Source organism: Gemmata obscuriglobus, assembly GCF_008065095.1.
Lineage (GTDB): Bacteria > Planctomycetota > Planctomycetia > Gemmatales > Gemmataceae > Gemmata > Gemmata obscuriglobus.
Window position 1 is genome coordinate 3790357 of the sequence record NZ_CP042911.1, and the last position, 18185, is coordinate 3808541.

An 18185-nucleotide genomic window follows, 5' to 3' on the forward strand; every position below is an offset into this window, starting at 1 on the left:
CGGGCGCTTGGTTCCAAACGAGTCGTCACATGAGCAAGCTCGCAAACAAGGTCGCGGTGGTCACGGGCGGCGGGTCGGGGGTCGGCAAGGCGACGGCCGCGCTGTTCCTGAGCGAAGGCGCCAAGGTGGTGATCGCCGGCCGCGACGCGGCGAAACTCACTGCCGTCGCTCAAGAGCTTAACGCCGGCGCCGCCCTCGTCACGGCGCCGACCGATGTCACCAAACCGGACCAGTGCGCGGCGCTGATCGCGCTGGCGACCACGACGTTCGGCCGGGTCGACGTGCTGGTCAACAACGCCGGCACCAACATCAAAGACCGCACGCTCCGCGAACTCACACCCGAGTCGTGGGACATGATGATCCGCACGAACCTGGACGGCGCCTTCTACTGCACCAAGGCCGTTCTCCCGCAGATGCTCGAGCGCAAGGACGGCGTGATCGTGAACGTGGTGAGCGTGGCCGGGAAGCGCGCGAACCCGCTCGGCGGGGCGGCCTACGTCGCCGCGAAGTTCGGGATGGGCGGGCTCGGCCTCGTGCTTTCGAACGAGGAGAAGGACAGCGGCGTGCGGGTGAGCAACGTGTACCCGGGCGAGATCGACACGCCGATCCTGGCCGCCCGCCCCCGGCCGGTCACCGAGGAGCAGCGGTCGGTCATCCTGAAGCCCGAGGACGTGGCCGAGGCGGTGCTGTTCGTCGCCGGGCTGCCGCCCCGCGTGTCGATCCCCGAACTGGTTATCAAGCCGACGGTGCAGATGTACTGGTAACGTCGAAGGGCCGGGGGCGAGCCTTTGCGCGTCGCGTAGGTGGGGAGCGGGCGGATGGCCACTGTGCGCGGAAGGGAATTTCGATTTTCAGCCTATTTTTTCTTTTGAGGGCATGTATAGTCAAATCAGCCGCAGGGGGCGGACCCCGGCGGCGAGGAAGATTTGGAACCGGTCTTCGCGTATGCGGTCTGGTCCTTCGGCGGATCGGCTTTGAAGCCTGGCGACAGCTCATCACTGCCTTGCGCACGCTCCCAAGCTCGTCGAGTTGGCCCGTTCCACTACGCCACCTTCGCTCTCGACAGTCCCATTGCGATCCAACCTTACACATTCGCGGCGGGCTGCTGGTGCGGGCGGTGGATCTGTTTCTCCGCGTCTTCCCGGGAGCGATGCCGCTCTCGGTCCAGTTGAGTGCCCGGCCGGGTCGGTGAAGAAGCCCGGTCGGGGGGGAATGACATGGCGAGCAAGAATCTGTACGTCGGCAACCTGCCGTTCACGACAACGCAGGCGGATCTCGAGCAACTGTTCGGCAACTACGGCACGGTCACCAAGGCTCAGGTGGTCTCCGATCGTGAGACCGGCCGCAGCCGTGGGTTCGGGTTCGTTGAGATGTCCAGCGGGGCGGACGAGGCGATTGCCGCTCTGAACAACGCGGAATACCAGGGTCGGCGGCTCACGGTTAACGAGGCCAAGCCCCGCGAAGAACGTCCCCGCGGTGGCGGCGGCGGGTACGGCGGCGGCGGCGGTGGGTACGGCGGGGGCGGTGGTGGTGGGTACGGCGGTGGCGGTGGGTACGGCGGTGGCGGCGGTGGCCGTCGCGGTGGTGGTGGCGGATACGGTGGCGGCGGCGGTGGGTACGGCGGCGGCGGCGGTCGTGGCGACCGCTACTAACCACATCTGAACTGTTCGGATCGGGTCGTGGCGGTTCCGCCGCGACCCGACTTGGTTTAGAGGCGCTGCGCTTTTGCCCCTGACGCTGAGGCACCCGCGTGGACAAATGTGGGATGTGGGTGCTGGCGTCTCGCCGGTCGGCCGGTTAGCATTTTTTCACGCCCCGATCCGATGGGAACCTGACATGCCCACCTCCACGTTCGACACGGCACACCTGAACGATTGCCTTCAGCGCTGGCGCAACGGCGAACGTGAGGCGGCTGACGAACTGCTCAACTCCACGAAAGAGCGGCTCGAACGCTTGGTCCGTCGGATGTTTCGGGCGTTTCCGAATGTCCGCCCCTCTGCGGACGTTGGGGATGTGCTTCAGAACAGCATGGTTCGGCTCCTGCGCTCGCTCCGCACGATGCGCCCGGCAACGACGCGCGATTACTTCAACCTCGCGGCGGTGCACATTCGCCGCGAACTGCTCGACCTGGCCCGGCGGTGCAAGAGCAAGCCGTGTGTGTCGTTCGAATTCGCGGGCGTGACCGGATCGCGGCACGAACCGGCGGTCGAGGTGCCGGCTGATTTGGATTTCTGGGTTCGGTTCCATCAGGCGGTCGACGAACTCCCCTCCGAGGAACGCGAGGTTGTCGGGCTAATTTTTTATCACGGCTGGAAACAGGCGCAGATCGCGGAACTGTTCGGAGTCGACGAGCGGACCGTTCGGCGCCGCTGGCGGCGCGCCTGCGAGCACCTTCGCAAGCTGGTGGGCGACGACGGCCCGTGACCGCGGCTACCGCACGAGCACCCGCAGGTCTCCGGCCCGCCTGGTTAAGCCGATGCGGTCGAGGTACTCGCACACCGGCACCGCGTACTTTCGGGTGGTGCCGAGGAGGTCCCGGATCTCGGCCACCGTAGCACCGGGGCCGCCCGTCAAACGTTCCGTCACCCGCCGGCGCATCTCGGCCTCCGCTTCTGCGGAGAGGTAGAACTCGGAAGTGATGCGCACGAGGAACCCCTCGGCGCACGCGACCTCGAAGATGTCACCGAGGGCCGCCGCGTTGCCGCCGGCCTGGTTCGCGAACTCCTTCGGCTCCGGCGGCGTGAACCCGCTCGCCGCGTGCGCGTCCACGATCTTGTCTTTCAGCTTCCGCTGGTTCGCGCTCAGCTTCGGCTTGAAGTCGGCCCGGGCGATCCGCCGCGCGTCTCCGACGACCTTTTTCGCGCGGATCAGGCGGTCTGTGACCGCCTGGAGCAGTTGCTCGTCGCCGACGTAGTCGAGCCGGGCGAGCACCTTCTGCCGGTCGTGGTTGGTGACCAGCGGGTGATCGGCGTGCAGCACGGCGAGCGTACCGAGGATGCGCGTTTCCAGTTCCGCGATGCGGTCCGGGTGGACCAGAAGGGTGTGGTTGGCCGCGAGCGTGATCGGGGTCAGCTTCCCCGCGCTGATCAGCCCGCTTACCAGAAGTTCCACGTGCTCGGGCTCCGCGCCCGCGGCACGCACGAGGTCGTCCGGGGTGAGCCCGTGGAACTCGGCGAACCACGCCGTCGCGAGGGCTCGCGTTTCGGGGGCGTCCGACCACAAGCGCTCGATCTGCTCGATGGCCTCGGTGTGCCGCCGCCGCACCTTGGCGGCACTCGGCTGAAGCACCTGACCGCCGCCGAGCGTGCGCTCGGCCGACGAGTCGCGCACGACGAACGGTTGGCCCCACACGACGGTCACCGGGTCTTCGAGGAAAAGTTGGGCGAGCCCCCACTGACCGGGGGGAACAGTGTCGCAGTCGAGGAGCGAGACCGTCGCCATCACTTCCGCCGTGCCGACGTGCAGCCGCACCGGGAGCCGGTGCTTGATCGCGTGCGGTCCGTCGGCCGGAACCGTGAGCCGCACGGTCACGACCTTGCTCGCGGCGAGGTAGCCGGGGCGGGCGAGTTCCTGCCCGCGCCGCACCGCCTCGTGCGGCACGCCCGCGAGGTTCACGGCGGCGCGCTGCCCGCGCCGCACCGCCTCCACCGGGCGGCCGTGGTTGTTCAGCCCGCGCACCCGCACCCGTTCCGAGGTGCCGTCCCCCTTGTGCCACTCCAGTTCGTCGCCGGTTGCTACCGAACCCGACACGATGGAACCGGTGACGACCGTGCCGTGCCCTTGAACAACGAACGCGCGGTCGATCGGCAGCCGCACCCATTCGGCCCCGGTGCGCTGTTGAACCGTGGCGCACAACCCCGCCAGCGCCGCGCGCAGTTCCGCAATGCCGAGGCCGGTGTGGGCGGAGGTGTGGACAATCGGCGCGTGTTCGAGGAACGAACCCTGAACCAGCTCGCGTAGTTCCAGCCCGACGACCTCGCGCGTGGTTTCGTCCACGAGGTCCGCCTTGGTGAGCGCGATCAGCCCGTATCGCACCCGGAGCAGTTTGAGGATTTCGAGGTGCTCGCGGGTTTGCGGCATGACCGAGTCGTCCGCGGCCACGACCAGCAGCGCGAGATCGATGCCGGTGGCACCCGCGAGCATGTTTTTGACGAACCGCTCGTGACCGGGCACGTCGACGATGCCGAGCCGGACGGCGCCGAGTTCCAGGTGCGCGAACCCGATGTCGATGGTGATGCCGCGGGCCTTTTCTTCCGGGAGCCGGTCGCAATCGATGCCGGTGAGCGCTTTGACCAGTGACGTCTTGCCGTGGTCGATGTGTCCGGCTGTGCCCAGGATCAGGTCGCGCATGGTCGTGTTCGTCCGTCGGCCGGGGAGGACGAGTATTCTACCGCGCACGCGGTGCGGACGAGCCGCGAGAGTTGCTGGCGTGGTCGGAACGAACGACGCCGGTGAAGTGTCCCGCCCGGCACCGTTGCGAACGCGCTGACCGGTTTCAGTTGTTGGGCGTTCCGAACCCGGTGAGCTTAACCGAACGGATGTGGAGGCGGTTCTCGGCGCCGACCGCGAGCGCGTCCACCTGACACCGCAACGGGCTGGTCCCGCGCGTCACCACCACTTCGACCGTTTTCCAGCTCCCGTTCGAGTTCGGGAGGAGCGTGCGACCGATCCATTTGCGGTCGTCGAGGTTCTGGAAGTATGCGGCCCCGTGCCCGGTTCCGGTGGTGCGGTAGGTGACCTCGAGCCGCAGGTGCTCGCCCCTCGCGAACGCCAAACCCATCTCGTCCTTCTCTTCGAGCCGGAAGGCGATCTGGGCCGAAACCGGTTCGTTCAAGTTGGTGAACCCGATGGTGCGAGCGCCCGCGATGGTGCCGCCGCGCCACGTGCTCACCGTGTCGGGCTTCCACGCACCCAAGGTGACGCCCTTCAACTTGAGATCCGGGTCCGTGCCTGCGGTGGTGGTGTGCCCGCGCTTCGTCATGTCGAAGCCGGGCAGGAGATCGGCCGACCAGTTGACCCACTCGCGACCGGTTTCGGCCGGGTTCGGTTCCACAACCGTGATGTTCCCGAGGTAGAGCGTTCCGGCGGGGTCACTGTTGTGGAACTCGAGCAGCCCGCCGCTCGCGCCGCGCAGGTCGATTAACCGCTCCTCCGTCCGCCACCCGGTGCCGACGGCCGGCCGGACCACCTCCCACGCCGGACGCGCGTCGTCGGGTTTGAATTTGATCGTTACCGCCTTGTCGCGCACCGGGGCCGCGTACTCGACCTTCAACCGCACAACTGCCGAGGGCGCGTCGAGCCGCGCGCTGAAGAGCATCGCCGACCCCGGGCCGCTGGCGGTCCGCAACCCGACCGCCGGCCGCGCGTCGTGGACCGTGGTGAACAGCTCCATCTCGGAGTCCTTGTTCCAGCACCGCGCGGACCAGTCCGGTGGCAGCGTCCCGTCGCCCGACCGTGTGACGAGGAACGGCGCTTTCTTGTTCGCGTCCGCCGGATCGACCTTCAGCCCGACGCGCTCCACGAAGGGCTTGAGGTCCGCGGGGGCGAGCGCGGCGCGAAGGTGCTCCGTACCGGCGACCGAAGGTGTCGTTTTTGGAGCCGGGGACGTCTTCGGAGGCGTCGCCAATTGCTGCGGGGCCGGCTGAACGTTCGGGGCAACCTCATGCGCGGGCGCCGGCGAACGGGTGGCTCGGTCCGACGGTTTCTCCCCACCGGTTCCCAGCCACACCGCGACGCCTGCGGCCACGAGAAGACCCGCCGCGAGCGCCGCAACCACCAGCCGCCGGCGCCGCCGCGGCTCCCATTTGCCCGGAGCCCGCGCGGGCGCGGGGCTGTCGCGCATCGTGTCGCCGGCACTCAGCTCGACCGTTCCCGCGGTCGCCCCGGAGGGGTCGTCGACGATGTGTGACGAAGCCGGATCGCCGGACGCCGCGGCCCCCAGCACCGCGCTGCTGGGGCTCACGCGCGCGAGAACGGGGGCGCTCTTCCCCTGGTTGGTGTGCGCCAGTGCCGCGGCGACCCGCTCGCTGTTCTCGGTCCACGGCGCGAGCGCCGCAACGACTTCCACACCGCTCTGGTATCGGTCGGACGGTTTCTTGGCCAGCATCCGAGCCACCACCGCCGTCAGTTGCGGCGGCAGGTCGGGGCGGATGCTGGCGAGCGGGGCGGCGGCGCGGAGCTGGTGCTGCATCAGCTTCTGGGTGGTGTTGCCGTCGAACGGCGGCCGGCCGGCCAGGAGCGTGTAGAGCGTCGCGCCCAGGCTGTAAATGTCGGCGCGGCCGTCGGTGTGCGGGCTGTTGATGGCCTGTTCGGGAGCGATGAAATCGGCGGTCCCGACCACCGCCCCGCGGTCGAGCAGCTCGGTGAGTTTGTCCTGTTCGTCGCCGGACCGGGCCAGCCCCATGTCCAGCACCTTCACCACGCCCTCGCGGTTGCGAATCAGGTTGCCGGGCTTGATGTCGCGGTGGATGAACCCGCGCTCGTGCGCGTGCTGGAGCCCGGCCGCGGCCTGGGCGACGCACTCGGCCGCCAGCGCGACCGGCATCGCGCCCTCGCGGTCCACGTACTGCTGAAGCGTCTCGCCGTCCACGTGCTCCATCACCAGACAGTAGGTGTTCTGGTAGTTCAGCACGTCGAACACGCGGACGATGTTCGGGTGGTCCAGCGCGCCGGCCGCCCGGCCCTCGCGCAGGAACCGCTCGACCGACAGTTGCGCGCCCTCGCCCTTGACCGGCGCCAGGATCTTGATCGCCGCCTTGCGCCGCAGCTCGTGACGGTCTGCGAGGTACACGGCGCCCATCCCGCCGCGCCCGAGCAGGTCCAGGATGACATACGGCCCGATCCGGAACCCTTTGTGGCGCCCGGCGAGCAGTTGGGAGGACTGAAATTTGGTGAGGAAGCCGCGCTGGATCAGCGCCGCGGCGGCGGACTGCGGGTCGGCCGGGAGCGCATCGTGGGCCGGCAGCTCTGCGACCCGAGCCGGAGACAGAATGCCGCTCTTGCGGATCAGTGCCAGCAGATCGGCAACAGAGATCGGGGCGATGGCTGCCATAGGCCGGTCGGTTCCAGAGCAAGGAACGGGCGACTTGACACCCTACCAGCGGGCGCGGCGATCCAACATAGAACACAAACACGTATCGTGCGAGGGGAAACGCGAGTAAAGCGAAATGCGAACTATTCGCCCCCCGTTTCTCCCCACCGGCGGACCAACCCGTGCGCCACGCCGAGTTGGTCGCAGACCCGGCCCACGACAAAATCCACCATGTCTTCGATTCGCTCCGGTCGCGTGTAGAACGCGGGCATCGCGGGCAGCACGACGGCCCCGGCCTCGGTGACCGTGACCATGTTGCGCAGCGCGATCAGCCCGAGGGGCGTTTCGCGGGGCACCAGCACCAGCTTGCGGCGCTCTTTCAGGTGAACGTCGGCGGCGCGGTGGATCACGTTCTCCGACACCCCGTGCGCGACCGCGGCCAGCGTTCCCAAACTGCACGGGCAGATCGCCATCCCGCCGGTCAGGAACGAACCGCTCGCGATCCCGGCCCGGAAATCGCGGAAGTGGTGATACCGGAGCTGTGACAGGTCCAACCCGTTCCCGCGTGCCCCGAGCAGTGCCGCCGGGTCGAACGCGCCCGGGGCCAGGGCGACGGTGCGGCCCGATTCGGTTTCCAGCACCTCGACCGCGGCCGGGCTGATCGTGAGGTGAACCGTGCGCCCGGCGCGGAGCAGCACCTCGACCAGGCGCAGCCCGTAAGGCGACCCGCTCGCTCCCGTGAACGCTACAACCAAGTCCGACGCGGCCATGAACGCCTCCGGTCCCGAACTCCCTTCCAATCCTACCGTTTCGGACGCACAATGGGTAACAGGGTCCGTACCGTTTGGGGGCGTCATGCGCACCGCCGTCACCGTCGTTCTCGTCGCCCTTGGCTCTGCGGCGGCTCAACCGGAGGGGCCGGCCGCCGGGCTGTCCAAGTGGCCGTTCGACGAGGTCACGCTCGCCAACGGGTCGAAGCTGGAAGGGCTGATCCTGTACGAACTGCCCGACGGGATCGAGTTCCGTTCGGTGTCGCGCCCGCCCGGCCGCCCGACGGTCACGCTGACCAGCTTCCTGAGCAAGGCCGAGGTCGCCCGGGTTCGGAAGATGACCGACCAGGAGCGGGCGTTCCTGAAGGAGAAGCTCGCGGAACTCGACCCGAGCGGGGAAGGGGAGCGGCGGCGGATGGAGTCGCTCGAACTGGTCCCCGCGGACTGGCCCGAGAAGCCCCGGGCCGCGAAGCTGTACGACTCCGATTACTTCACGCTGGTGAGCACCGGGACCGAGGAGTTCACCCGTCGCTCGGCGGTGCGGCTCGAACAGATATACACCGCGTTCGCGCGGTTCCTGCCGCCGACCGTGAAGACCGCCCGGCCCACGCAAATCATGCTCGCGACCGATCCGGAGGAGTACCGTGCGATCCTGGGTGGGGCGAAAGTCCTGAACCCGGCGGTGTACGATGCGACCCGTAACCGGGTGCTGTGCGGCAGCGATCTGACCACGCTCGGGAACGAACTCCAGTCGGCGCGCGTTCATCACGCCCAGCAGCTCGCGGGGCTGGACCGGTACGAAACCGGCGTGCGCAAACTGTACCGGGGGGACGAACTGGGCCGGCACCTCCGGGCGATCGAGGTCGAGCGGAAGCGGGTGTTCGTGGCGGAAGCCAACAACGGGTACAAGTTCGACACCGCGACCGGGAAGCTGCTCTTCGCCCTCCTGTACCACGAGGCGTTTCACGCCTACGTGTCCACGTTCGTGTACCCGCCGCTCAAGCCGGCCCAGGTGAAAGCCGGGGAGGGCACCGGCGAACTCCCGCGGTGGCTCAACGAGGGGCTCGCCCAGGTGTTCGAAACAGCGGTGGTCGAGGCCGGCGAACTCCGCGCCGACCACCCGGATAAGGAACGACTGCAGCGCGCGAAGGACTGGCTGAAGGGCAAGGACGGCGGTGCGCTCGTGCCGCTCGGGAGCATCCTGGTGACCGGCCGTGATGCGTTCCTGGCGTCACACGCGGACCAGAAGGCGGCTTCCGACCGGGCGTATCTCTCGTCCTGGGCTCTGGCCCACTACCTGACCTTCGACCGCCGCCTGATCGGCACCAAAGCGTTCAACGACTACCTCGCGGCCGTGAACAGCGGCGACGATCCGAAGCAGGCGTTTGCGGCGCTCGTGGGTAAGGATCTGGACGCGTTCGAGAAGGACTGGCACACCTACCTGGCCCGTCTACAACCGAACGGCACGCTGACCAAATAGGGCCTCAGCAGGAAACACACTTGCCACGCGCTGAGGTGCTGCCGGCCGCACGGCCGGCACATCGAGCATTTTCCGGACTCCTGTCTTGCTCAGAACAGCAACTTGCGCCCGGGCAAAGCACGTGCGATTCGGTAGTAGCGATCAACCAGCGAAAGACAGAGCAGCCAGTCGGTGCCCAGCCGGTGAACGGACCTCGGCAGCATTTGAAGCTGGAATAAACAGCTCACCTGTACCGCCACCGTCGGATAAACCGTGCGTCACAATTCAGACGCCGTTTGTCAGGGCAGCGCCGAGTTCGTGGTGCGTTGCTACCCCAGGGCGACCAACTCGCCGCCCTCGAATCGCAGCCGCCCCGACTCCAGATCCGCGGCGTACCCCTCCAGGTACGCCCGCCAGCTCGGGGCCACGACCTCTACCGGCCCGACCTCATGGCAGAAATAGATCACCTGACCCGACACGCCGCCGGAGGCCGGGTCCAGGTCGATGCACAGGTGGTCGCCGCCTCCGTCCCACGTGACGGGCACCCACCCGCGACACCACCACTGCGCCCGGACGGGGCCGCGCGGGTCGGCCCGCCGGTCATCGAAGGAGCCATCCTCCCACCATCCGAGCCACATCTCGCGGTCGCGCACCACCGCGTCGAGCGAGAGTAGCGGCACGTCGATCAGGCCCATGGTTCGGTGCGCCAGAACGTCCGCATCGCCGCTGCCGTTGTGGACCGCGTAGGACTCACGTACGTCGACCGGCAGCGTGACGCCCAACCGGGTCTCGGCATCGGCGATGACCTCGGGCGTTGCTCCGCCAGCGAGGACGGCGAGCCGATCCGGGGCCGAAGCCCTCAGCGCCGCCTTGATGCGTGCCCACAGCTTTCGCACCTTGAGGCCTCCGGAGCCGAACCCCCGTTACCGCGCCGCGAACCGCGAACGGTGGGCTCATTTGCCGCGGTCTTCGCCCTTGCGGCCGTCGGCCGACTGGTGCGGTGCCGGCTCCTGCGCCCGGATGCCGAACTCCTGTTCGGCGGCGCCGTCGTGTTGCGGCCCTTCGGCGGGCGGCTTCTCGGAGTGCCGGCCGGTCACCGTGTCCACCACCTTCTCGACCGCGTGCGCCGCCGCCACCGCGGGCTTCGCGATGATGCCGGGCACGTGCGGCGCCTCGCCGGTCGAGATGCCCCGGCTCAGCACGTACTTCTGGATCAGCGCCCCGGCGATCCCGGACAGGATGGCGACGACCACCAGCGGCTTGTACTCGTTGATCTTGTTGAAGATGTACAGCACCTGGTCGGTGAGGAAGTACGAGAGCCAAAACATGATGTTGACCAGCGGGATCGCGTAGATCACGTCCGCCAGCATGAACCGCCCGAGCGGCACCTTCAGAACCCCCGCCATGACGAAGATCGGCCCGCGGATGCCCGGCAGCAGCCGCGCGCCGAGGAGGATCATGATGCCGCGGTCGTGGAAGTTCTTCTCGATCTGCTCGCGCTTCTCGGGCGTCACGATCCGCCGCTGCACCCAGCCCACTTGCAGCAGCCGCCGGCCCCAGATGCGGCCCACGGCGTACAGCGAGCCGTCGCCGATCACCACCCCGGCCATCAGCACCGGGAGCATGATGTACCACCGCAGCGGCGGGTCGCCGTGGCCCACCATAATGCCGGCGGTGATGACGGGCAGTTCCTCCGGGACCGGGACGACCGACGCCGACGCGATCAGCGCGGTGAACACGCCGAGGTAGTGGTAACCGGACTCGCTGAGGTGTTCGAGCATCAATGACTACCCGTGGGACCCGCCCGGTGCGCGCGGGCCATCAGAATCAAGTTACCACCGGCCGCGCGGCGCGGTCAGTGTTTTGTGTTTGGGGCTGCCGGTTTTGTGTTTACTCTGTGGCGGTCCGGGAGCGCGACCGGCCGGACTCCCTCCACCAACCTAATCTGCACTATGAAACTCGGACTGATCAACTCGGCGTGGGCGCAGGCGGGGAAGGGCACCGCCTTCGGCATCCGGCAGACGAAGGCCATCGGGTTCGACTCCATCGACATTTTCGCCGACCCGCTCGACACCGACGCCCGGGAGCGGAAGCTGATCCGCACGGAGTGCGAGCGGGCGGGGCTGCCGGTCGTCAGCGTCGCGTGCGTCGCGGTCGGGCTGATCGACTTCAACCCGAGCGTCCAGCGGTTCCACCTGTCGCGCTGCAAGGCGTACCTGGACCTGTGCTACGAACTCGGGGCGCGGAACCTGCTGCTGGTGCTCGGCGAGTACATCTGGGAGCGGCAGGTGATCGCGCCCGCGGAGCAGTGGCGTGCCGGCGTCGAGCACCTCAAAACGCTCGGCGACTACGCCGCCGGTCTGGGGCTGGACATCGCACTGGAGTTGGAGCCGTTCAAGCTGTCGCTCTTGAACAACGTGCCCAGCATGGTCCGGTTCATTGACGACGTGGGCCACCCGGCCGTGCGGGCGAACATCGACGTTTCGCACCTGCACCTCGCCGGCTCGCGGCCCGAAGAGCTGCGCGCGCTGAAGGGCAAGGCGGTCCACGTTCACATCAGCGATTGCGACGGTAAGGTTCACGGCGACCTGCCGCCGGGCCGCGGGGTGGTCGATTTCGTGCCGTATTTGAAGGAGATCGCCGGGCTGGGCATCAGCGGGGCAATCAGCATCGAGCTGGAGTATTCGCCGGAGCCCGAAAAAATCGTCGAGTGGGTAACGGAGGCGTACCGCGCTACGGCGGATTTGCTGCAAGAGGCCGGCATCCCGCGCGAATAATACCCCGTGGCGGATCAGGTGTCCGGTCTGCCACTGGAGTGCCCACGATGGCAGACCGTGTGATTGAAACAGACCTCCACAAACTTTCGGGTGAGTGGCAGCGCAAGGCCGGTGAAACGGCCCTGGAGGCGAAAAAGTTTCTCCAGGGGCCGCAGCGCCGCCGGTTCGAGTTCTGGCAGGCCGTGAAGATCTTTCGCGAGACCATATACGGGTTCCGGAAGCTCCATTTCGTCGGCCCCTGCGTGACCGTCTTCGGGTCCGCGCGGTTCGACGAGCAGCACCGCTACTACCAGATGGCACGCCAGGCCGGGCGGTACCTGGCGGAGTCCGGGTTCACCGTGATGACCGGCGGCGGGCCGGGGATCATGGAGGCCGCGAACCGCGGCGCGAAGGACGTGCAGGGCCGCTCGATCGGGTGCAACATCGTGCTCCCGCACGAGCAGAAGCCGAACCCCTACGTCGATTCGTGGATCGACTTCGAGTACTTCTTCGTCCGCAAGCTGATGCTGGTGAAGTACAGCTACGCGTTCATCGTGCTGCCGGGCGGCTTCGGCACGCTCGACGAGCTGTTCGAGGTCGCGACCCTGATTCAGACGGGGAAGCTGGAGCAGTTCCCGGTGGCGCTGATGGGGGTGGACTACTGGAAGCCGCTGGTCGATCAGCTTCGGCTCATGGTGAACGAAAAGACCATCAACTCCGAAGACCTGGACCAGCTCATCGTGTCCGACGACCCCGGCGAGGTGGTGTCCGGGGTGACGGATCTGGCGATGAAGCGGTTCGGGCTCACCTACGGGCCGGAGTGCGAGCCGAAGTGGTGGCTCGGCGAGCGCGTCGGCCGGTGGTTCCGGAGCAGGAAGTAAGAAGTTCTGGCGGAATGAGTTCCGCTCGGGGGACTGCAGGCCCAAGGCAAGGGGTGCGGCACCAAAGCTCACTCAAAGCGCCAGGACGATTTTGACAGGATTTACAGGATAAACAGGATTTCAAGTCGATCGGCCTTCATCCGGTGAATCCTGTCGATCCTGTCAAAATTGGTTTTCCTAAACATGAGACCCGCATGGGCTGAAACGAAACCCCGACCATTCGCCTATCCCACTACCCGTTCTGAACGATCGCACCGGACCGCAGCCGATTAATCGCGTCGAGCGCGGTTGCGAGCCGCTCGGCCGGTGTTCCGAGGACGCGCACGAAGGAGCGGTTATCGGTGGTCAGCTCGTTCACGAAGGTTTGGTGCATCCAGTCGCGGATTCGTTCGCCGTCGCGGGTGCCATCTTGGAAGAACGGCGTGTTGATGTCGGTGAGGAGGTACAGGTCGGGCCGGCGGTGCGCGCGGGCCACGGCGTCCACCTCGGCGGACCAACTGCCCATGTACCGCCGGTGCCACACCCGTGTGGCGAACGCGTCGGTGTCGCAGACCAGCACCCGGTTCGCCCGCCGCGCGGCGGCGTCCTCGCGCTCGCACTGCCCGCGCGCGATGGTCACGAACTCCTCCGGCGCCCACACATCGGGTTCGCCGCGGGCCGCCTTTTGTTCCCAGTATTCACGGCCGTACTCCGGAACCCAGACCGTCCCGAGCGCGGCGGCCAGGTCGGCGGCGAGAGTCGTTTTGCCGGTCGATTCGGCGCCGATCAGGACGACGCGCCGCGCGTAAAAGCCGCGAACGGGCGGGTCGAGAAAGTCCCAGTTCGCGAACGGGTCCGCCCGCACCGCGGTGCCCGAGACGGGAACCGCGGCCCGCTGCCGATCGACGAGCACGTGGCGGCAGCCGAGGTGCGCCGCGAAGGGCTCGCCGTAGCTCTCGGAGGTGAAGACCACCTCGGGCGCGAAGCCGAGCAGGGCGGTGCAGACGGCGGCCCACACGCGCGAGTCGTTGGGGTCGTACCGGTCGTCGATCAGGTGGACCGTTGCGCCGGGGTGGATCTCCCGAATCCACCGCGCCCGCACGTCCGCGGGCGGGTGTTCCCCCGGCCGCGCGCAGACAACCACGTGGACCTCGTCCGCCTGGGCCAGTGCTGTGTCGATGAGCAACTTGTGACCCCGGTGCGGCGGGTAGAACTTGCCGACCACCAGTCCCCGCGTCTTCATGTCACGTCCTTCGCGAGCCGGTGGCGCCATTCGATCAACCCCGACACGCACATGAGCAGAAGCAGCGCGGACAGGGCGGCCGTCAGGTACATCTCGCGTGAGAGGAACAGCGCCACGGCCACCTGATCCACGACGATCCATGCGAGCCACGTTTCGACGTACCGGCGGTTCAGGAGCCACTGTGCCGCCAGACTGAGGGTCGTGACGAACGCGTCCAGCGTGGGGGCTGCGCCGTTAACGACTTCGAGCCACTTCATCAGTCCGAACCAGACCACGGGGAACAGCGCCGCCAGCGCGGTCAGTTCGCCGAGGGGCACGCGGCGCACGCTCAACTCCACTTCGCGGCCGCGCGCCCAGGCGATCCACCCGTGAAGGCTCAGCGCGATAAACACGATTTGGAGGCCGGCGTCTGCGAACAGCCTCCCTTCCGCAAAGAACGCCAGGTATGCGGCGCAACTGACGATGCCGACCGGGAAGTTCCAGATGCTTCGGGCTACGACCAACAGCACGCAGCCGGCCCCGGTCAGCACCGCCACGATCTCGAGCCAAGAGAAGGGCACCGCTCCGAACGCCCGGCCGACCAGAAGCCCAACTGCTGTGATCGCAAACAGCAACCCGGCGACACGCACGCCGCGGCGGTGCGAGGGCCGGACCTCTGTGGGCGGGTTCGTCGCGGGTTCGTGCCGTTCGCCCATCTGTTGGTTCTCGTGGCTCGCGGGAGCAACTCCGCCCGCTGGGGTCGCTCGTAGAGTATGCCCGAGGGAAACAGAAGCCGTAGCGGAAATCATAATGCGGGTCTTCGTTTACGAGTACATGACGGCTCTCGGAATCGGGCGCGAACCGCACACGCCGGAACACGGCATGTACCTCGAAGGGCGCGCGATGCGGGACGCGCTGCTGGCGGATTTCGGGCGCGTCGAAGGTGTGGAGGTGCTTGCGGTTCCGGATGCGGCGGCACCTGTCGGGTCGGACGGTTTTGAGGATTTGCGCAGCGGGGCGGTTGCGGACTGGACGCTAGTTGTGGCGCCCGAGACGGATGAGATCCTGTTTCGCCACGCGCAGACGGTCGAGCGTGAACCGCAGAGCGGGCAACTTCTCGGGTGTTCACCCGCTGCCATCGGACTAACGTCGGACAAGCTCGCGCTCGCCGAGCACTGGCGTGCTCACGGGGTCCGAACCCCCGCCACCAGCGACCGGGAGCCGACGCCGTGCGAGGCGTTCCCGGTGGTGTGGAAGCCGCGCGACGGGGCCGGTTCGACCGACACGTTCCTGATCCGGGACCGCTTTGAACTGGCGTCGGCGCTGGCCGCACGTGACGGGGGGCGGTCGATGATCCTTCAGGAGTTTGTGGCAGGTACGCCCGCGAGCGTGGCCTTTCTGTGCGGTCCGCGTGCTCAGATGCCTCTGCTTCCGGCAGTTCAGCGGTTGAGCACCGACGGGCGGTTCAAGTACGAAGGCGGTGAACTGCCGATCCGGCCGGAACTCGCCGGTCGCGCCGTCAGCCTGGCTCGTGCGGCTGTCGTGTGTGTGCAGGGACTTTTGGGGTACGTGGGGGTCGATCTCGTACTGGGTGACCGATCCGACGGTTCGCGGGATTTTGCCATCGAGATCAACCCGCGGCTCACGACCTCCTACATCGGGCTGCGGGCGCTCGCGGACTTCAACGTTGCGGACGTGATGCTCGCGGTCGCGAGTGGACGAGATGTGGAGCCGCTGAAGTGGAAACCGGGGCGTGTGCAGTTTGGGGCGGACGGGCGGGTGACAACGCGGTGCTGATTGCGGGGCGCCGGGTGCGGGAACGATACCGCATCGACTGGACGCTGACTGGCCTCTCGCGGGCCGATCGCTACCGCCCGACTGGCAATCCGCTGGTGCGTCGCTACCACGGGGCACTCGCGCCGGGCCTTGAATGCGGCTCCCTGAGGCGAACGAATGCGGTCCGGATGGCATCAAGATTGCGAGTCGCAACAGATTGTAGATACGGCGTTTGCGCCCTGGTTGATTGCGCGGGTCGGGGCGATTGCTGTTCAAGAATCAGGGGCGTCTGGCCCGTTTCGTGGGGCAAGACGGCGCGAACTTTTGGGAGTGCTGCGAGAGAAATGCCCGATGTGCCAGTTGCCGTTCTGCGAGGGGAAGGCGTTTGCTTGCCTCCATCGCGCACCGACCGGGCGAGCGGCCGGTGCGCGTCGGCGATTACTTCTTCGCGGCGTTCAAAAGCTGTTCCGCACGGGCCGAGAGCGTGCGGGCGTGTTCCACCCGGCCCGGGAACCCGGCGTGGGCGCTCGACTGCCCCTCGTAGGTGCGCCACGCGGAAAGGGCCGTTTGCCACTGGGCCGCAGCCTCCTGGCGCAACCGGGTGGCTTCCGGGCCGCTCGCCCGCTCCACGCGGACCTGCGCCCGCTCCGCGATCTCGTGCTTGCACAGCGCCAGCAGAAGGGTCGCTTCGGCCAGGCCGACTTCCGACGCCGCCCGGTCCACGATGTACTGTGCCCCGGGCTGCTTCCACTGGGCCTCGATCTGGCCGAGCTTCTGGCCTACGAGTTCCTTGTTGTTTTGGATCTCCGCCCGGCGCGCTTCCGGGTACAGCTCGTTCATGGCGTCGACCCAGTCGCGGATCTGCTGGTCCGCGTCCTTGTTCAGCCGGAGCCGTTCCAGCCCGCTGGAGAACATCTCTTGCTTGTTCACGAGGTCCTTCGCCGCGTCCTGGAACTGCCCGCGCTGGATCCGCTCGCGCGGGTTCGGGGGCTCGATGAACGAGCCCCCGATCGCACCGGCCGCCATCGCCCAGAGCCGGCTCCGCGCCGGGGCGGCCTCTTCGGTCAGCGTGTTCGGCACGCGGAACACGCCGAACGGGAGCTGCTCGCGGCGGAACGCGTCGTACAGGCGCTGCCCGGTCTCGCCGCGGTCGGAACCGCCGGCGTCCGCCGGGAGCAGCGACCGCGCGACCCGTCCGTAAGCGAACGGCTCGTCGGACGGGTTCCAGAACGCGGGCTTCGGGTCCGGGAACGCGGCCCGCAGCTTGGCGGGGTCGAACGCCAGGTTCACGTCCAGGTCGGTGCGCAGGCGGTCGCCGGCGGTCGCCATGCGCGGCGCCAGGGAGTTGACGGGCACGGCGAGGTAAACGGTTGCGGCCTTCGCGTCGGCGAGCGTCGCCCCGCCCGCGTTCGCCGGGTCCTCGAACCAGGCTTTTGCGGCGTCGGGGTTCGCCCGCAACTGTTTCAGGGTGAACGGGACCGCGGCCCCGCGCCACGGGTCGTACAGCCGCACGTCGTCGCCCGTTCGGACCCCGACCGCCCAGAACGGGCCGCGCGGTGCCAGCCCCGCGACGTTGGGGACGGGGGCGTTGGCGGGCGCGGAGACCTGGAACACCACGTTCGCGGCGCCGGCGCCGGGGCGACCGACCAAACAGGCGTCGAGGTTCAACTGCTGGAGCAGGGCGAGCAGCACGTAGGCGCGCTCGAGCCCGGAGCCGGACCCGCGGCGCAGCACCGCGGTCGGCGCGACGGAGGTTGTTCGGAAGGTGTGGACGACGGCGTTGCCGTTGAGCGGTTGGGCCCCGAGGTGCCACGCCCACGGCTGCAAGTACACCTGCCGGCACACCCACGCCAGAGCGACCTCCGCCCGGGCCTCGGGCGGCAGGGCGGCCAGCGCCAGCGACCGGGCCGCGTCCCGTAGGTAGAGGCAGTCCGCGATGTAAACGCTGTCGTGGCTGGTGAACCCCCCGGCACGCACCTCCTCACGGTCTTCCGGGGTGAGCGGCACGACCTCGGTGAGCTTCGCCAGGTCGGCCTCCGACAGCGCCGGCAGCCGCTCCTTGTTTTCGGCGTTCAGCTCGGACCCCAGCGCCGTGAGGGCCACGCGGACGGTCGTCGGGTCGGTGTCCTTCTTGAGCCGCTGGGCGGCGTTGGCCCACGGGTTCACCTTCGGCCCCTCGGTTGCGGCGGGGCCGTCCACCTGGGCCGGGGGGCGGCCGCAACCACCGGCACCCGCGGCGAGGAGAAACAGTATGAGGGCGGCTCGGGGCCGGCGGGCGCCGGGAGCGCGTTCGGTACGGTTCATGCGGGTCG

General features: G+C 68.1%; 15 protein-coding genes. 7 read left to right on the forward strand and 8 right to left on the reverse strand.

Translation table 11 applies throughout. From position 1 onward, the window contains the following. Window positions 1-29: 29 nt before the first annotated feature. From GobsT_RS15785 to GobsT_RS15795, 3 genes are all read left to right on the forward strand, one after another. Complete coding sequence (locus tag GobsT_RS15785; protein ID WP_010044500.1) at window positions 30-764, forward strand: SDR family oxidoreductase; 735 nt, start codon at window positions 30-32, stop codon at window positions 762-764. A gap of 453 nt (window positions 765-1217) precedes the next feature. Then, window positions 1218-1652 (forward strand): RNA recognition motif domain-containing protein, encoded by a 435-nt coding sequence (locus tag GobsT_RS15790; RefSeq protein ID WP_010044502.1) that lies wholly within the window; start codon window positions 1218-1220, stop codon window positions 1650-1652. Window positions 1653-1836: 184 nt separating this feature from the next. Further along, entirely contained in the window at window positions 1837-2424 is a 588-nt protein-coding gene (locus GobsT_RS15795) for an RNA polymerase sigma factor (RefSeq protein ID WP_010044507.1), read from the forward strand. 6 nt (window positions 2425-2430) lie between these two features. Here the strand turns inward: GobsT_RS15795 and selB are convergent, their stop codons facing one another. The 3 genes from selB to GobsT_RS15810 form a co-directional block, all read right to left on the reverse strand. Further along, the gene (selB, locus tag GobsT_RS15800) at window positions 2431-4350 is read right to left on the reverse strand and encodes a selenocysteine-specific translation elongation factor (RefSeq protein WP_010044509.1); all 1920 of its coding nucleotides are present in this window, start codon (window positions 4348-4350) and stop codon (window positions 2431-2433) included. Between the two features lie 145 nt (window positions 4351-4495). Beyond that, on the reverse strand, window positions 4496-7051 hold the full coding sequence (locus tag GobsT_RS15805) for a serine/threonine protein kinase (RefSeq protein ID WP_010044511.1): 2556 nt from the start codon (window positions 7049-7051) through the stop codon (window positions 4496-4498). A gap of 122 nt (window positions 7052-7173) precedes the next feature. Beyond that, entirely contained in the window at window positions 7174-7800 is a 627-nt protein-coding gene (locus GobsT_RS15810) for a UbiX family flavin prenyltransferase (protein ID WP_010044513.1), read from the reverse strand. Between the two features lie 85 nt (window positions 7801-7885). On the opposite strand from GobsT_RS15810, the gene GobsT_RS15815 reads away from it, so the two are divergent. After that, window positions 7886-9280 (forward strand): DUF1570 domain-containing protein, encoded by a 1395-nt coding sequence (locus GobsT_RS15815; protein ID WP_010044515.1) that lies wholly within the window; start codon window positions 7886-7888, stop codon window positions 9278-9280. Window positions 9281-9588: 308 nt separating this feature from the next. Here GobsT_RS15815 and GobsT_RS15820 read toward each other — a convergent pair whose 3' ends face one another. Both GobsT_RS15820 and GobsT_RS15825 read right to left on the reverse strand, forming a co-directional pair. Then, window positions 9589-10155, reverse strand: coding sequence for an SMI1/KNR4 family protein (locus GobsT_RS15820; RefSeq protein WP_010044517.1), 567 nt, complete (start codon window positions 10153-10155; stop codon window positions 9589-9591). Window positions 10156-10212: 57 nt separating this feature from the next. After that, window positions 10213-11040 (reverse strand): DedA family protein, encoded by an 828-nt coding sequence (locus GobsT_RS15825; protein WP_010044520.1) that lies wholly within the window; start codon window positions 11038-11040, stop codon window positions 10213-10215. Between the two features lie 171 nt (window positions 11041-11211). On the opposite strand from GobsT_RS15825, the gene GobsT_RS15830 reads away from it, so the two are divergent. Together GobsT_RS15830 and GobsT_RS15835 are read left to right on the forward strand one after the other, a co-directional pair. After that, window positions 11212-12036 (forward strand): sugar phosphate isomerase/epimerase family protein, encoded by an 825-nt coding sequence (locus GobsT_RS15830; RefSeq protein WP_010044522.1) that lies wholly within the window; start codon window positions 11212-11214, stop codon window positions 12034-12036. Between the two features lie 47 nt (window positions 12037-12083). Next, the gene (locus GobsT_RS15835; RefSeq protein ID WP_010044526.1) at window positions 12084-12896 is read left to right on the forward strand and encodes an LOG family protein; all 813 of its coding nucleotides are present in this window, start codon (window positions 12084-12086) and stop codon (window positions 12894-12896) included. 232 nt (window positions 12897-13128) lie between these two features. Here the strand turns inward: GobsT_RS15835 and GobsT_RS15840 are convergent, their stop codons facing one another. Continuing rightward, on the reverse strand, window positions 13129-14118 hold the full coding sequence (locus GobsT_RS15840) for an AAA family ATPase (RefSeq protein ID WP_010044528.1): 990 nt from the start codon (window positions 14116-14118) through the stop codon (window positions 13129-13131). After that, window positions 14115-14813 carry a nicotinamide riboside transporter PnuC gene (gene pnuC / locus GobsT_RS15845; RefSeq protein WP_010044530.1) on the reverse strand — a complete coding sequence of 233 codons (699 nt, stop codon included), beginning with the start codon at window positions 14811-14813 and terminating at the stop codon, window positions 14115-14117. Before pnuC ends, GobsT_RS15840 begins: the two co-directional genes overlap by 4 nt. A 94-nt stretch (window positions 14814-14907) precedes the next feature. Here pnuC and GobsT_RS15850 point away from each other — a divergent pair, with 94 nt between their 5' ends. Next, a complete protein-coding gene (locus tag GobsT_RS15850; RefSeq protein WP_109571070.1) occupies window positions 14908-15894 on the forward strand; it encodes an ATP-grasp domain-containing protein in 987 nt (328 codons plus the stop codon). A 417-nt stretch (window positions 15895-16311) separates the two neighbouring features. Here GobsT_RS15850 and GobsT_RS15855 read toward each other — a convergent pair whose 3' ends face one another. Further along, a complete protein-coding gene (locus tag GobsT_RS15855; RefSeq protein WP_109571069.1) occupies window positions 16312-18177 on the reverse strand; it encodes a hypothetical protein in 1866 nt (621 codons plus the stop codon). Between the last annotated feature and the right edge of the window lie 8 nt (window positions 18178-18185).

Bases quoted from the DNA above. Each gene is read 5' to 3' on its own strand.
- GobsT_RS15785 (WP_010044500.1), top strand. From the start codon at position 30: ATGAGCAAGCTCGCAAACAAGGTCGCGGTGGTCACGGGCGGCGGGTCG.
- GobsT_RS15790 (WP_010044502.1), top strand. From the start codon at position 1,218: ATGGCGAGCAAGAATCTGTACGTCGGCAACCTGCCGTTCACGACAACG.
- GobsT_RS15795 (WP_010044507.1), top strand. From the start codon at position 1,837: ATGCCCACCTCCACGTTCGACACGGCACACCTGAACGATTGCCTTCAG.
- selB (WP_010044509.1), bottom strand. From the start codon at position 4,350: ATGCGCGACCTGATCCTGGGCACAGCCGGACACATCGACCACGGCAAG.
- GobsT_RS15805 (WP_010044511.1), bottom strand. From the start codon at position 7,051: ATGGCAGCCATCGCCCCGATCTCTGTTGCCGATCTGCTGGCACTGATC.
- GobsT_RS15810 (WP_010044513.1), bottom strand. From the start codon at position 7,800: ATGGCCGCGTCGGACTTGGTTGTAGCGTTCACGGGAGCGAGCGGGTCG.
- GobsT_RS15815 (WP_010044515.1), top strand. From the start codon at position 7,886: ATGCGCACCGCCGTCACCGTCGTTCTCGTCGCCCTTGGCTCTGCGGCG.
- GobsT_RS15825 (WP_010044520.1), bottom strand. From the start codon at position 11,040: ATGCTCGAACACCTCAGCGAGTCCGGTTACCACTACCTCGGCGTGTTC.
- GobsT_RS15830 (WP_010044522.1), top strand. From the start codon at position 11,212: ATGAAACTCGGACTGATCAACTCGGCGTGGGCGCAGGCGGGGAAGGGC.
- GobsT_RS15835 (WP_010044526.1), top strand. From the start codon at position 12,084: ATGGCAGACCGTGTGATTGAAACAGACCTCCACAAACTTTCGGGTGAG.
- GobsT_RS15840 (WP_010044528.1), bottom strand. From the start codon at position 14,118: ATGAAGACGCGGGGACTGGTGGTCGGCAAGTTCTACCCGCCGCACCGG.
- pnuC (WP_010044530.1), bottom strand. From the start codon at position 14,813: ATGGGCGAACGGCACGAACCCGCGACGAACCCGCCCACAGAGGTCCGG.
- GobsT_RS15850 (WP_109571070.1), top strand. From the start codon at position 14,908: ATGCGGGTCTTCGTTTACGAGTACATGACGGCTCTCGGAATCGGGCGC.
- GobsT_RS15855 (WP_109571069.1), bottom strand. From the start codon at position 18,177: ATGAACCGTACCGAACGCGCTCCCGGCGCCCGCCGGCCCCGAGCCGCC.